Source organism: Mesorhizobium sp. L-8-10, from assembly GCF_016756635.1.
GTDB lineage: Bacteria > Pseudomonadota > Alphaproteobacteria > Rhizobiales > Rhizobiaceae.
The window spans coordinates 801,573-815,084 of sequence record NZ_AP023263.1; the positions used below are offsets into that span (position 1 = coordinate 801,573).

A 13,512-nucleotide genomic window follows, 5' to 3' on the forward strand; every position below is an offset into this window, starting at 1 on the left:
GGTGAGTTCCCGGATTGCCATGAGATGGGTAAGGGAGCGGGCGGCAAAGACGGCGGAAGCCGGCCGAAGCGACTGAACGATACGCCTGCATCTCGAAAGCGCTTCCCGGCGGGTCGCAGGGGCACCGCCAGGGAGTCGCGGCGACACGGCGAGAGCCGCGCTGCCGATCGATAGGGGGTTAATTGAGCCCCGCCTTGTCCAGGCCATACATTGCGTCGGCGGAACCCGGCACGGTCTTGAAGCCGACGTTGAGGCGGTTCCACGCGTTGATGACCATGACAGCGAAGCTGAGGTCGGAGATCTCCTTCTCCGACAGCTGCGTGCGGACACGCTCATAGATCTCGTCCGCAACGCCCTGGTCCGGCAGCTTGGTCAAGACCTCCGTCCATGCGAGTGCGGCGCGCTCGCGCGGGGTGAACAGGGTCGAGTCCCTCCACGCCGCCAAGTGGTAGAGGCGCAGTTCGCGCTCACCGTGCATCTTGGCCTGCTTGACATGCATGTCGAGGCAGAAGGAGCAACCGTTGAGCTGCGAAGCACGAATATCGACAAGATTGAGGATGGATTCCTCGATCGAGCTTGCACGGAGTGCCATGGCAACCCCGGTGAACTTCTTCACGAGTTCCGGAGATTGCTCGGCCCAGTTGATGCGAGGCCCATTCGGGGTTCCGGCCTGCGCCTGAGGCTTGGCGGCGATGTTCATAAGTGTCTCCTTGAAGGTGGTTTATCGCGCGCAAATCATGCTCGGACGCGCCGGCTCGAGCCATGATGCGAGGGGCCATGTCGCCGCTCGCCTGGTCTAGGCAGCATCATCCTGAAGGCTAGGCTGGGTACGCCTCGGAGCAGCGCCTCATGGATTTCCATAGGCTGCGGCTGCGGCGTGGTGGGACTAGGGTGCGGGTATGAGTTTGCCGGCCCAGACATCGAGGAGAAGTGCTACATCAAGCACTGGCAGTCCCCAGCCCTTCTTTGCCAAGCAGGAGGAGCCGATGATGTCCGTCTGGTCGCACCGCCCGCAATTCCTTAATTTAGGGCTATTTTTTGCGGCATATGTCTTGGGCTGCGGGTTCGCCCAGGCGCTCGCAATCGTCCCCGGAATAACGGTTTCCATTTGGCCTCCGGGCGGCGTTTTCATCGCGACGCTCATCCTCACCTCTCCTTACAGTTGGCCGTGGTGGATATTGGCGGGCTGCCTGGCGGAGATGTTCGCGCAATTCGTTTGGTTCCACAGTCCGCTGCCTGCGGGCTTTCTGATCTATGTGGGCAACGCCCTTGGCGCGGCTGTCGGCGCAACGCTTGTGAACCGGGCATGCGGGCGCCCGGTTCGGCTTGAAACTTTGCAGGAAGTCCTCGCGTTCGTCGTACTGGGCGCTGGAGCTGCGCCGCTCATCAGCGCGACGGTCGGAAGCGCGACGCTTGCGTGGTTTGGCGTGGAATCGCAAACCTTCAGATCGGTGTGGCCGCTGTTTTGGATTGGAGACGCCACCGGAATCCTGCTCGTAGCGCCACCGACATTGGTCGTGATCCAGTATTGGCGCAGCAAAACCCAACTCTCTCCCGCGCAGCGGGTGGAGGCCGGCGTCCTGGGTCTGATCTTCCTGGGGGTCGCCGCGCTTTCCTTGAGCGACGTCTATCTGCCCACCCCCTACATCATCATGCCGCCCCTTCTTTGGGCCGCGGCGCGCTTTGAGTTCAGAGGCGCCGCCGTCGCTTTGACGCTCCTCGCCCTGATCACGATGGCGCTTACAATATCCGGTGACAGCCAGTTTGTCGGCGATCCCGAGTCCCAGAGGGAAAGGCAGGTCATGCTGCAGCTTTTCCTGGCCATCTCGGCATCTTCGGCGCTCATCGTGGCGGCTATATCCCGGCAACGTCAGTTGGCGCTGGTCACATCGCGCGACCGCGAGCGGGAGCTCTCGCAACTTGTCGATATGGTTCCGAGCCACGTCTGGCGTCTCGCGCCCGACGGCGAGCCGATCTTCTTCAACAAGCGCATGGTCGATTTTCTCGGTATGGACCTGGCGGATACGATCAAGCCAGGCACGAGCCGTTTGACGGCGATGATAGAGGCCGGCGTCCATCCGGACGACAGGATTGCGTTCTCGGACACGCTCCGCCATTCCCTAGCCACCGGCGAGGTCTTTGCGCTGCTGTATCGCTTGCGCCGGGAAGACGGGGTCTACCGCTGGATGTCGAGCCGCGCCGAGCCCTTGCGCGATCAGGACGGACGCCTTGTCCAGTGGTTCGGTCTCTGTCACGACGTCGACGATCAGGTGCACGCCGAAGAGGCACTCCGGCGGAGTGAGCGGCAACTTCAGCAGATGATCGACGCCGTGCCGGTCCGCATCTGGAGCGCGACGCCTACGGGCGGACCGGTCTACTTCAACAAGCGATACCAAGACCATTTCCGCTCCGTTATCGCCAATTTCGGAGCCATCGAGGAGCCCCGCATCGAAGAGTTGCTGCAGGAGCTGATCCATCCCGAAGACGCTCCCCAGGTGCAGCAAACGCTACAGAATTGTTTCGAAACAGGCGGCGGTTCCGCGATGCGGTTTCGTTGGCGCGAAAAGGATGGCGCCTTTCGCTGGGCGGAGTGCAGGGTGGAACCCTGGCGCGATCAAGCCGGAGCGATTGCGCAATGGTACGGCGTGTCTCTCGACATCGACGAAGAAGTGCGCGCGCAGGAGGCGCTGCGCAAAAGCGAGCGCTCGCTACGCGACCTCGTTGAAACGCTCCCCGCACGCATCTGGTGCACGACACCGGGTGGCGAGCCGTTTTACTTCAGCAAGCAGTTGCGCGAGTTCTACGGCTTCAACATGGACGCAAAAGACGAGCCCGACAACGCGCGGCTCTCCAGCATTCTCGCCGCGGTGATCCACCCCGACGACCTGGAACTGGTGAAAACTCCGTTCGCCCAAAGCTTGGCCACGGGCGAGCCGTTCATGGCCAGGCATCGCGAGTTGCGGTTCGACGGCGTGTATCGGTGGGTCCAAACACACGCCACCGCAATGCGTGATGGCGATGGCAAGATTGTGCGATGGAACGGTGTGAACTTCGACGTAGACGACATGGTGCGCGCGCAAGAAGCGCTCCGCGACCGGGAACGGGAGCTCTCGCAGCTGGTGGACATGGTTCCGAGCTACCTCTGGCGGCTCTCTCCCGAAGGCGAGCCGAACTTCTTCAACAAGCGCCTGATCGACTTTTTCGGCCTGGACATAGCCGGTGCGGACAAACCGGACACGAGCCGACTGGCGGCCATTATAGAGACCGTCACCCATCCCGATGACGCGGCCGGCGTGGCGAAAGCGCTCAACCGCAGCATCGCTACCGGCGAGCGCTTCTCCATGAGGTATCGCTTGCGGCGTGCAGACGGCGTGTATCGCTGGGTAGATGGCAGCGCGGAGCCACTGCGCGACGAGAGCGGGCGCATCGTCCAATGGTACGGCCTCTCGCACGATGTCGACGATCGGGTGCACGCCGAAGAAGCCCTGCGGCAGAGGGAGCGGGAACTTGCGCAACTCGTCGACGTGGTACCGGTCGCTATCTCGCGTCTGGCGCCCGACGGCGAGCCGACCTTCTTCAATAAGGTCTTGAGCGATTTTCTCGGCCTGGACGTAGCGGAGACGGACAAGCCGGGCGTGAGCCGGCTAGCGGCCGCTATTGCGGCCGTTATCCATCCGGACGACGCAACAGCATTCGGGGACGAACTCAGCCGCTGCCTCGTCACGGGCGAGAGCTTTTCCCTGACGTATCGCCTGCGTCGTTCGGACGGCGTATATCGTTGGATGCAGGGCCGTGCCGAGCCCCTGCGCGGTGAAGGCGGAGCTATTGTGCAATGGTATGCGGTCGCTATCGACATCGACGATGAGGTGCGCGCGCAGGAGGCGCTTCGGCGGAGCGAGCGGAGCCTCCAGCAGGTCATCGACACAGTGCCCGTGTTGATCTTCCTCGCGACTCCCGCCGGCGAGCCAATCTACGCCAACAAGCGCCTCACGGACTTTCATGGCTTTCAGCAGGAGGAATTCGACGTTCCGGGGGAGACGCGCATGGACCGATCCGTGCGCGTCCTCGTCCACCCCGACGATAGGCCTGCTGTCCACCGGGCTTTGAAGCATAGCTTTAGTAGGGGCGAACCGTTCGCTATGCGCTATCGGCAGCGTCGACACGATGGGGTGTACCGCTGGATCGAGGGGAGGGCCGAGCCGCTGCGGAACGAAGACGGCGACATCGTCCAATGGTACGGCGTCAATCTGGACGTCGACGACGAGGTGCACGCGCAGGAGGCGCTGCGGCAAGCCTCCGACAAGCTCGCACGAGCGGCTCAGGCTGCAAGTCTTGCGGAGCTCTCGGCTTCGATCGCGCACGAGGTGAACCAGCCACTGGCCGCGATCGTGGCCAACTCAAACGCATGCCACCGCTGGCTGTCGGCCGAGCCTCCAAACGTCGAGCGTGCGAAGATCACGGCCGAGCGCATCATCCGGGACGCCAACTCGGCGGCAGACGTCGTCAGCCGCATCCGCGCTTTATTCAGACAATCCGTGGAATCGAAGAACAGCACGTCGCTGCCTGGCATCATTGCCGAAGCGCGCAACCTCATCGCTGAGGAGGCGGTGCGGCGGCGCGTTCGCGTAGACGTTGATCTCGAAAACAACCTTCCGCCTGTCGCGTTGGATCGTGTTCAGATTCAGCAGGTTCTGATCAATCTCATTCGGAACGGCATGGATGCGATGGAGTCTGTTGCGGGCGACAGAGTTCTTGGGATGCGGGTGCGCCGCATAGGGGATGTGGTCCAGACCGAAATCAGCGATCGCGGCCCGGGCGTCGAGTTTCCCGACAGGATATTCGAGCCGTTCTTCACGACGAAAGAGCACGGCATGGGGATGGGGCTGGCGATCTGCCGTTCGATCGTCGAGTCACACGGCGGACGGCTATGGGCGGAGATGAACGAACCACATGGCGCAACGTTCGTCTTCACGTTGCCCGTTGACGCGAAAGCGACGGCATGACGAGGGGCGACCATATCGTCTTCATCGTCGATGACGATGCGCGTATCCGGGAGGCGCTCAGTGAGCTGCTCGCCTCGCACGGCATGCGCGCCATGACGTTCGGATCGGCCGGCGACTATGTCCGCGCGGACAAGCCGGACGTCCCTGCCTGCCTCATCCTCGACGTCGAATTGCCGGATATCAACGGCCTTGATCTGCAGACGCAGATCGCGCAGGGCGATCATCCGCCGATCGTTTTCTTGACTGGGCATGGCGACATCCCGTCATCCGTGCGGGCGATCAAGCACGGCGCCGTGGATTTCCTGACCAAGCCTTCCAGTGATGCGGATCTGATGGCCGCAATCGAAGCGGCGATCGCCCAGGATCGGGAAAAGCGATCAGAGCGCGCCGACCTTGGTGTTTTGAGGGAACGCTATCTCGAGCTGACGCCGCGCGAACGCGAGGTGCTTCCACTGGTGGTGAGTGGTCTGCTCAACAAGCAGGCCGCCGCCGAACTGGGGATCAGCGAAGTCACACTGGAAATTCATAGAAGGAACGTGATGCAGAAAATGGAAGCGGCATCGCTCGCCGATCTCGTGCGTATCGCGGAGAGACTGCAAATACCGATCACCCACTCGCGCCGAGCGGGAGGGAACTGAGCATGAGCAAGCAAAGATCTGTCGTGGCAGTCGTAGATGACGATCCAAGACTGCTCGAGTCGCTCGCGGAGCTCCTGGAGTCCGCAGGCTATATGGCCCGCAGCTTCTCGTCGGCGGGGTCGCTGCTCAGCAGTGGGCTGTCCGGCGTGGACGTGCTCATCACCGACATAGGGATGCCTGGCATGAACGGCCTTGAACTTCGTGACGTGGTGAAGAAGGCGCGTCCAGAGCTGCCGGTGTTCCTGATCACTGGCCGCCACGAGATAGCGGATCAGCACCGCGCACAGGGCATCAGCGGGTTTTTCCGCAAGCCCTTCGATGCCCAGGCCCTGCTTGCGGCCGTGGGAGATGCCTTACGCAACCGAGAAAATGGAGGGTAATCATGAGAATTGACCAGCCGCTCCAGCGGAGATCGGCGCCGCTTTCACCGCAGCGGAGGAGTGAGATGGAGCAGCCGCTCGTCATCATTGTCGATGACGACGCGTCCGTTCGGGAGGCGCTGTCCGAGTTGATCCTGTCGGCGGGCTTCGAGCCGACGTGTTTTGCCTCAACCCGCGAATTGCTCGACGCCGACATCTTGGACAGCCCCGGTTGCCTGATCCTCGACGTGCGCATGCCGGGAGCGAGCGGCCTCGACCTGCAGCGTCATCTGTCTCAAACGGGCAATCCCAAGCCGGTCATCTTCCTGACCGGGCATGGCGACATCCCGATGACCGTGCAGGCGATGAAGGCTGGTGCGGTGGACTTCCTCACGAAGCCGGTGCGGGATCAGACGCTGCTTGACGCCGTAATTGAGGGTGTCGCCATGGATGCAGCGCGGCGGGCTGCATCAGCGGTCGTCAAGCGCAACATCGAACGCCTTGAGACGCTGACGCCACGCGAGCGGGAGGTTCTTTGTCAGGTTGCGCGGGGGCGCCTCAACAAGCAGATCGCTTTCGATCTCGGCATCAGCGAGGTGACAGTTAAGCTGCACCGCGGCAACGTCATGCGCAAGATGGAGGCGGCTTCCATCGGTGAGTTGATCCGGGCATGGGAGACGCTGCCGGCGCCGATGCGCGAGGTCGGCGGGGCCAGGACTGCGGCATGAGCAGATCCCCGCGTCGTCCAATTGGGCTCGGCGCGCCTGACGAGCGGCGCGCCGCCGGTGAAGGCCGAAACGGCCGAGCCGGCCGTTTCGGCCAAGTCGAGCAAGAGATCTGATCTGGCTAGAGGTGTGCAGCCGGTCGAGGCGCTCACGTGAGGCCAAGGCCTCCGTCGACGGCGATCACCTGGCCGGTCACCCAGTCCGACGCCGGATCGGCGAGATGGATGATCCACCTGGCGACGTCGTTGGGAACGCCGCGCCGCTTGAGCGGTATCTGCTCGCGCTCGGCTTCCTCGATCACCGCGGCATGTTCCGGGGAGAGCCCCATCATGCCCGTCAGCGCACCGGATTCGGTCGGGCCGGCGGCAACCGCGTTGACGCGCACCCCGAGAGGCGCGAGTTCCAGCGCCCAGCAGCGCGTCAGGTGCTCCAGCGCCGCCTTGCTAGCTGCGTAGTGAGAAAGCCCGGCCCCGGGCTTGTGGCCGAACGTGCTCGATATGTTGACGATTGCTCCCTTCGCGGCGCGCAGATGCGGCAGGGCAGCCGCCGCCAGCAGGCTCGGGCCGACGACATTCACTCCGAAAATCTTGGTGATCTGCTCGGCGGTTGCATCGGCGAGAGGCAGGAGAGCGCCGGCACCGGCATTGTTCACCAGCACGTCGAGGCGGCCCCATGTGTCGATCGCCGTCGCGATGGTGCGCGCGGCATCCGCGGGCTCCGCGGCATCTGCGACGAGGCCCGTGACGTTCGGGTGCCCGGCGACCATTTCGTCCAGAATTGCCGCGCGGCGTCCGGTGACGAGGACCTTCGCACCTTGCACGGCAAAGCCCAGCGCCGCGGCCCGGCCGATGCCGGAGCTTCCGCCGGTGATGATGACGACCTTGTTATCCAGTGTGGACATGATTTCGCTCCTGTGCAGCTTTCGGGCTGACAAATTGTAGGATTGATGGGTGTGTCGCGAACGCTCGGGAACGAACACCGCGATCGGATCGCTCGCAGGGAAGGTCAGTTCCAACGCCTCGCCGAGTTGCACGTCCTGGCACAGGATCTCGGATGCCGGCGTCGTTTCGTCGGCCACTCGGCCGCTCCCATCGGCGTCGGATCGATCGGAACGGCCGAAGACGGCCGACGAAGATGCCGTCGTTTCGTTATGCGACGGTGGATGCTTGCCGGTCATTTGCCGTAATCAGCCCTTCGTGCCGCATTGCTTGCTGCACGGCCGGACGGTTCGCCATGCGCTGACGCAGAGCAACCAGTGGCGCCGGAACGGAGACATCGAAGCGCTCAGCCCACAGCAGCATCACGAAAAGGTAGAAATCGGCTACGCTCGGTGTTGCGCCAAACAGGTAGTCGCCCGCAAGATCGCCCGAAAGAATGTCCAGCAGCTTGGAAATCGTCGCTCTTGCCTGTGCCTTTTGGGTTTCGCTGCTCGCATGCCACATCGGCTTGAAGCTGCGGTGCACCTCGGTCGAGATGAAAGCCAGCGCTTCCAGCACGCGCGTGCGGCCAAGGTTTCCTGGAACACCGAGCGCCGGATACTCCGTGGCAAGCCAATCGAGGACGGCGATGTTCTCGGTGAGGACTTCTCCGCTGTCCAGCACCAGCGCCGGAACATAACCTTTCCGCGTCACATCGTTGAAATCGCCGCCCGAAGCCGTCTGCTTCGTCTTCAGGTTGACGCTCACCCGCTCGAATGGCATGCCCGCCTCGAGCAAGGCGATGTGATCGGCCAGACTGCACGCCAGCGGGCTGTAATATAGTTTCACGTTCACGATCCTTTTCAGGGATATGCCTGGAGCAGGCGCGGCATCGCGACAGGCCAAGCGGCTAGCGGTAGCCGACGCCGGTGACATAATTGAAGAGCATCCGCTCCTGCATTTCCTCCTGCTCAAACAGCGCCTTCATCGCGTCTCGTATGTCCAGTATGCCGAGAGGCCTGGCGCCGCCGTCGATCACCGGAATGTTCTGCAGGCTTCGCGCGGCCATGGTCTGCCATACGCCATGGACATCGTCCTGCGGACTGCACGAGATGATGGATCTGCTCATCAGGCCGGACACCGGCGGCGTCGACGGCGTCGGACCGGTGAGATGGCGCACGAGGTCGGATTTGCTGAGCACGCCTTCCGCTCCTCCGCCGGCATTGCACACCACGACGAGGCCTATGCCAGGCCTGGAAAGCGAAAGGGCGGCCGCCTGCACCGTTGCATTGACGTCGATCACGGCCAGGCGCGACGACGTGAGGGCATGCAGTTTGTCGATCAGCATTGCGACCGTCCTCGGTTGCTGTCGTGCCGCCGGGCTCTTCAGTGCTTCGGCGGCGGCTTCCCGTTTCGAAAGGACGATAAATCACGACCTTACTCTTCGAAGGGCAGCACGAGATCTGTATCGTCGGTATCGACGACGAACACTGCCAGCAGCCGTGCGGGCTCGGTCTCGCTGGCATTCTGGCTGACCCTGTGGCGATCGCCGGGGTACTCCGACCAGCTTTCGCCGGCGCGATAAGTGGTCACCGGCCCGTCATTGACCTGGCTCTTGATCGCGCCTTCGAGAACAGTGGCATAAATGAAGGCCGACTCGGGGTGGAGGTGTGCAGGCGAACTGCTGCCAGGCTCGTAATCGACGAGCACGCCCCTCATGCTCTTGCCCGGAACGTTGGGAAGCGGATGGTCGTAGACCAACTTCACGTTCTTGAAAGGCTGTTCGGCTGTGGCGTGTTTCTGATCGTCGGCAACCGCTCCCGTGGCTATGAGGGCCAGGAGGGCGGTGGCACTGAGGATGGTCCTTTGCATCGTTTAGCTCCATTTCTTGCGGCTTGGTTTACGGGGTGATCGCCGGCCGAGGGGAACGACCGGCGATCGGGCTCTCGCTTGGGAGGCAGCGCGAGCCTATGACCTGATGAATGCGAGCAAGTCGGGATTCACTGTATCGGCATGCGTAGTGCACATGCCGTGCGGGAATTTCTCGTAGACCTTCAGTGTCGCGCGCTTGAGGATCCTTGACGAAAGCAATGCGGAGTCCGCGATCGGGACGATCTGGTCGTCGTCGCCGTGCATCACGAGCGTCGGAACGTCGATAACCTTGAGGTCTTCGGTGAAGTCGGTCTCCGAGAAGGCCTTGATGCCATCATACTGCGCCTTGGCGCTTCCCATCATGGCCTGCCGCCACCAGTTCTGGATGACGCCCGAAATTGGCTTCGCGCCGGGTCGATTGAAGCCGTAAAAGGGACCGCTCGCGAAATCGAAATAGAACTGCGCTCGATTGCCGGCGAGTGATTTGCGCAAGCCATCGAACACTTCGAGGGGCAGGCCGCCAGAATTGGCAGGCGTCTTCACCATGATCGGCGGCACTGCTCCGATGAGGACGAGCTTCGCCGTGCGTCCGTTGCCGTGGCGGGCGACGTAATGAGTGGCTTCGCCGCCGCCGGTCGAGTGGCCGATATGGATCGCGTCCCTCAGACCGAGATGCTCGACCACCGCCGCCACATCGGCGGCATAGCGATCCATGTCGTGACCGCCGCTCACCTGTGCGGAACGGCCGTGTCCACGCCGGTCATGGGCGATGGTGCGATACCCCTTGCCGACGAAGAATAGCATCTGCGTGTCCCAGTCGTCGGCGCTGAGCGGCCAGCCATGATGGAAGACGATCGGTTGGGCGTCCTTCGGACCCCAGTCCTTGTAGTAGATCTCGGTGCCGTCCTTGGTGGTAATGGTGCTCATGTTGCTTGATCCTTGCTGTGAGCTACGGAAGTTGGGCTCTTGGTCGGCTGCCTCTTGCGCGAGCGTAAATTTGGGCAATCCAGTTGCGACGCTCGCGGCGACGGCGCCGAGGAGAACGGCTCGGCGACTTGCCGGTGGCGCGAAGGGCAGCTTGCGGTTCATCGTTTAATCCCTTTCGAGTTCTCTTCAGACGGTGCCGTTACGCCGCAACACCGCTTCGCCGGGGCGAGGCGTGGTCGAACCAGTCTTTGAACGACCTCGAACCGATGCGGGCGCCCGCGCCCGGGACAAGCGAGCGGTCGTCTAGCTCGGTCCCGAAATAGAGCGCATGAGGATCGCCGATCACCCTCCTGGGATCGTTGGCGAGCTGCAGAAAACGCGCGACCAGCTCGTTCATGCGGAAGGGCTCGGGGCCGCCGATCTCCATCACGCCGTTAATCGGCTGGGAGAGGGCTACGTCGGCCATGATGTCTGCAACGTCGTCGGAAGCGATCGGCTGAAAATACGCGGACGAAACCGTTGCAATGTCGCCCACCGTTCCGCCCTGGGCGATGCCACCCAGGAATTCGAAGAACTGCGTTGAGTGAACGATGGTGTAAGGGATGGCGGAGTCCCGGATCAGCTTTTCCTGGGCCATCTTGGCGCGCATGTAGCCGCTCTTAGGCAGGCGCTCGGCGCCCACGATCGAGAGCGCGATGTGGTGCTTCACGCCGGCCGCCTTGCCCGCGGCGAGCAGGTTCCGGCCGGAGGTCTCGAAGAACTCCAGAACGGCCTTGTCTTCAAATGACGGAGAATTTGCCAGGTCGATGACGACCTGCGCTCCCGACAGAGCCTCTGCAAGTCCTTCGCCGGTGATCGTGTTGACACCCGAATTCGGCGACGCCGCCAATACGTCGTGGCCCTTCACGCTCAGCCTTGCGACGGTCTTGGATCCGATGAGGCCGGTGCCACCAATAACGACGATTTTCATGTCATTCTCCTGTTCTGACTTCAAAAAAGATCTGCTTGGACCACTGCCCGGCCGGTGCATTCCTCGATGAGAGAAGGCGCGTCGACGGCCCGCTCGATCGCCAGCCGAAGGGTCGGCTCAAAGCCGATGAACGCCGTCGCCATCATCAACAGAAGATTGATGCAGCCGAGAACCCACAGCAATTCACGGGGCGCCTTGTAGGAGCCGTAATAGAGGCCGCGCGACACATGGATGTAGACCGCGATGAAGAAAAACGATGCGCCGTTCGAATGCAGGTAGCGCAGCAGCCAGCCCGAATTCACGTCGCGCATGATCTTGTCGACCGATTGGAAGGCCAGCGTCGTGTCGGCCGCGTAGTGCATGGCAAGCACCACTCCGGTCACGATCTGCGCCGCCAGCATCATCGACAGGATGCCCCCGAACGAATAGGCGTAGTTCAGGTTGCGCGGAACCGGATAGACGATGAACTGATCATGCACCAGACGCAGCACCGGCAGTCGGGCATCGAACCAGTGTCCGATCCTGGTCCTGGGAACATAGGTAGAATGTCCACCGCTCATCGCATTGCCTCTGGTCCTCGGCCGGGCTTCCCGGCCGACTGATGCCGTTGCGCGGGTAGATCGGCCAGGCCGTCCCGCGAGCGAACCTGTCAGCATGGCTGTCGCCGCTGGCGGCAGAGTCAGGATTGCGAGGAGCGGGCGCAACCGCCGCAGGATGACGCGCGGGTGCTGCCGAGCGCCTCGTCCATGAGACGGCGGATGGTGCGCGCGCAACCGCCGCATCTGGCGCTGCAGCCGAGACAGCCATAGATTTGGCTGATTGAGCGCGGCTGCTCCGCCTCGACGACGGAGCAGACATCCCGATCGCTCAACACATTGCACGAACAGACGATCATGGCGCGTTTCCTCGACGGCCCTAACCAAAACAGGCGGTCAGTATTCCCAGGGGCCCGGCACCCAGCGAAAGACGTCGCCGTCGGCGGCCACATGGCAGACGGACGGAAACGACAGGTGCGTGGCCACCAGCGACTCGCGGTTCGCCGCCAGCTCCCGCAGAAGACGGACGCGGACGCGGGCCGCCTCCTCGGGGTCGTGTTCGAAGCCGTTGTACCAGTCGGGGTGGTCGAAGCCGACCTGGAACACGGCGTCGCCGGCGAAGGTCAGCCGGCCGCCGCCGGACGCCAGCCGGACCACACTGTGCCCGGGGGTGTGGCCGCCGGTGCGTTGGACGAGCACTCCCGGCGCCACCTCATACTCGTTCTCGAAGGTCCGCATCTGGCCGTGGTACTCCTCCAAGAAGCGCTTGCCCGTCCGCCGCAGCGCATCCGGGAATCCCGGCGGCATGGAGACGCGGGAGAAATCGGGTGCCTCCCAGAACTTGGCCTCGGCGTCAGCCACGTGGATCCGCAGGTCAGGACGCAGCTGCTCCCTCACCCCGTCGACGAGCAGACCGCCGACGTGGTCCATGTGCAGGTGGGTCAGCACCACGTCGGTAACGGACGAGAGATCGATGCCGGCGTCCTCCAGCCGACGGATCAACTGCCCGGCCCGCTTCAAGTCCGGGAACTCCATCCCCATCCCGGCGTCGACGAGTATGGTCCGGTCGCCGCTGCGCACCAGGACCACGTTCAGCGCCCACTCGAGCACGTCCGGCGGCAGGAACTTGTCCTCCAGCCAGGCCGCACGGTCAGCCGGGTCGGCGTTGTGGCCCAGCATCGCGCCCGGCAACGATAGCACCCCATCGCTGACCACCGTCACGTCGATCGAGCCGACCTTGAGCGCGTAGCGCGACGGAACCAGTTCATGCTCCGGTCTACCGTGGATGTACCTCGCGTTCACCGTGTCGGCGCAGTGCTTGACCGAGGGATGTGAGGTGATGTTCAGATTCATGTCCGTCTCCTGCTGACCGCCTTGCCAAGGCCGTATCGGCCACCTCCGCCGCTGGCTCCCATGGATTGGCACGTACTCATGGAAGGCCATCCGGCTTCTGCGCAGGAAATTGCGCCGCATCCACCCACGCGGCTATCGAGCGGAAGCGTCGGTCAGGCAATACGAAGGTCTATGGCAGACCCGCTGCGCGCAGGGGGTGATCTGGCGCGAGC

General features: G+C 63.1%; 12 protein-coding genes and 1 pseudogene. 4 read left to right on the forward strand and 9 right to left on the reverse strand.

What is annotated here, in order from left to right:
* Window positions 1-178: 178 nt before the first annotated feature.
* Window positions 179-700, reverse strand: a complete 522-nt coding sequence (locus JN280_RS03600) for a carboxymuconolactone decarboxylase family protein (RefSeq protein WP_202310149.1) — start codon at window positions 698-700, stop codon at window positions 179-181.
* A 286-nt stretch (window positions 701-986) separates the two neighbouring features.
* Here JN280_RS03600 and JN280_RS03605 point away from each other — a divergent pair, with 286 nt between their 5' ends.
* Genes JN280_RS03605 through JN280_RS03620 form a run of 4 tightly spaced genes read left to right on the forward strand, consistent with a single transcriptional unit; the run spans window position 987 to window position 6,728 of the window.
* The gene (locus JN280_RS03605) at window positions 987-5,003 is read left to right on the forward strand and encodes a PAS domain-containing protein (RefSeq protein ID WP_202310150.1); all 4,017 of its coding nucleotides are present in this window, start codon (window positions 987-989) and stop codon (window positions 5,001-5,003) included.
* The gene (locus tag JN280_RS03610; RefSeq protein ID WP_202310151.1) at window positions 5,000-5,641 is read left to right on the forward strand and encodes a response regulator transcription factor; all 642 of its coding nucleotides are present in this window, start codon (window positions 5,000-5,002) and stop codon (window positions 5,639-5,641) included. Before JN280_RS03605 ends, JN280_RS03610 begins: the two co-directional genes overlap by 4 nt.
* A gap of 2 nt (window positions 5,642-5,643) precedes the next feature.
* Window positions 5,644-6,021, forward strand: a complete 378-nt coding sequence (locus JN280_RS03615; protein ID WP_202310152.1) for a response regulator — start codon at window positions 5,644-5,646, stop codon at window positions 6,019-6,021.
* A gap of 2 nt (window positions 6,022-6,023) precedes the next feature.
* Window positions 6,024-6,728, forward strand: coding sequence for a response regulator transcription factor (locus tag JN280_RS03620; RefSeq protein ID WP_202310153.1), 705 nt, complete (start codon window positions 6,024-6,026; stop codon window positions 6,726-6,728).
* A 145-nt stretch (window positions 6,729-6,873) separates the two neighbouring features.
* On the opposite strand, the gene JN280_RS03625 is transcribed toward JN280_RS03620, so the two are convergent.
* The 8 genes and pseudogenes from JN280_RS03625 to JN280_RS03660 form a co-directional block, all read right to left on the reverse strand.
* Window positions 6,874-7,803: an SDR family NAD(P)-dependent oxidoreductase gene (locus tag JN280_RS03625; protein ID WP_244742899.1), complete on the reverse strand. Its 930-nt coding sequence runs from the start codon at window positions 7,801-7,803 to the stop codon at window positions 6,874-6,876.
* Between the two features lie 70 nt (window positions 7,804-7,873).
* The gene (locus JN280_RS03630; RefSeq protein WP_244742902.1) at window positions 7,874-8,497 is read right to left on the reverse strand and encodes a glutathione binding-like protein; all 624 of its coding nucleotides are present in this window, start codon (window positions 8,495-8,497) and stop codon (window positions 7,874-7,876) included.
* Between the two features lie 55 nt (window positions 8,498-8,552).
* Window positions 8,553-8,990, reverse strand: coding sequence for a CBS domain-containing protein (locus JN280_RS03635; protein WP_202310154.1), 438 nt, complete (start codon window positions 8,988-8,990; stop codon window positions 8,553-8,555).
* An 89-nt stretch (window positions 8,991-9,079) separates the two neighbouring features.
* Window positions 9,080-9,514 carry a cupin domain-containing protein gene (locus JN280_RS03640; RefSeq protein WP_202310155.1) on the reverse strand — a complete coding sequence of 145 codons (435 nt, stop codon included), beginning with the start codon at window positions 9,512-9,514 and terminating at the stop codon, window positions 9,080-9,082.
* A 96-nt stretch (window positions 9,515-9,610) separates the two neighbouring features.
* Window positions 9,611-10,441: an alpha/beta fold hydrolase gene (locus JN280_RS03645; RefSeq protein ID WP_202310156.1), complete on the reverse strand. Its 831-nt coding sequence runs from the start codon at window positions 10,439-10,441 to the stop codon at window positions 9,611-9,613.
* A gap of 199 nt (window positions 10,442-10,640) precedes the next feature.
* Window positions 10,641-11,411 (reverse strand): SDR family oxidoreductase, encoded by a 771-nt coding sequence (locus JN280_RS03650; protein ID WP_202314513.1) that lies wholly within the window; start codon window positions 11,409-11,411, stop codon window positions 10,641-10,643.
* A gap of 119 nt (window positions 11,412-11,530) precedes the next feature.
* Window positions 11,531-11,971, reverse strand: a pseudogene (locus JN280_RS03655) (cytochrome b N-terminal domain-containing protein); the annotation flags it as partial.
* A gap of 372 nt (window positions 11,972-12,343) precedes the next feature.
* A complete protein-coding gene (locus JN280_RS03660) occupies window positions 12,344-13,300 on the reverse strand; it encodes an MBL fold metallo-hydrolase (RefSeq protein WP_202310157.1) in 957 nt (318 codons plus the stop codon).
* Between the last annotated feature and the right edge of the window lie 212 nt (window positions 13,301-13,512).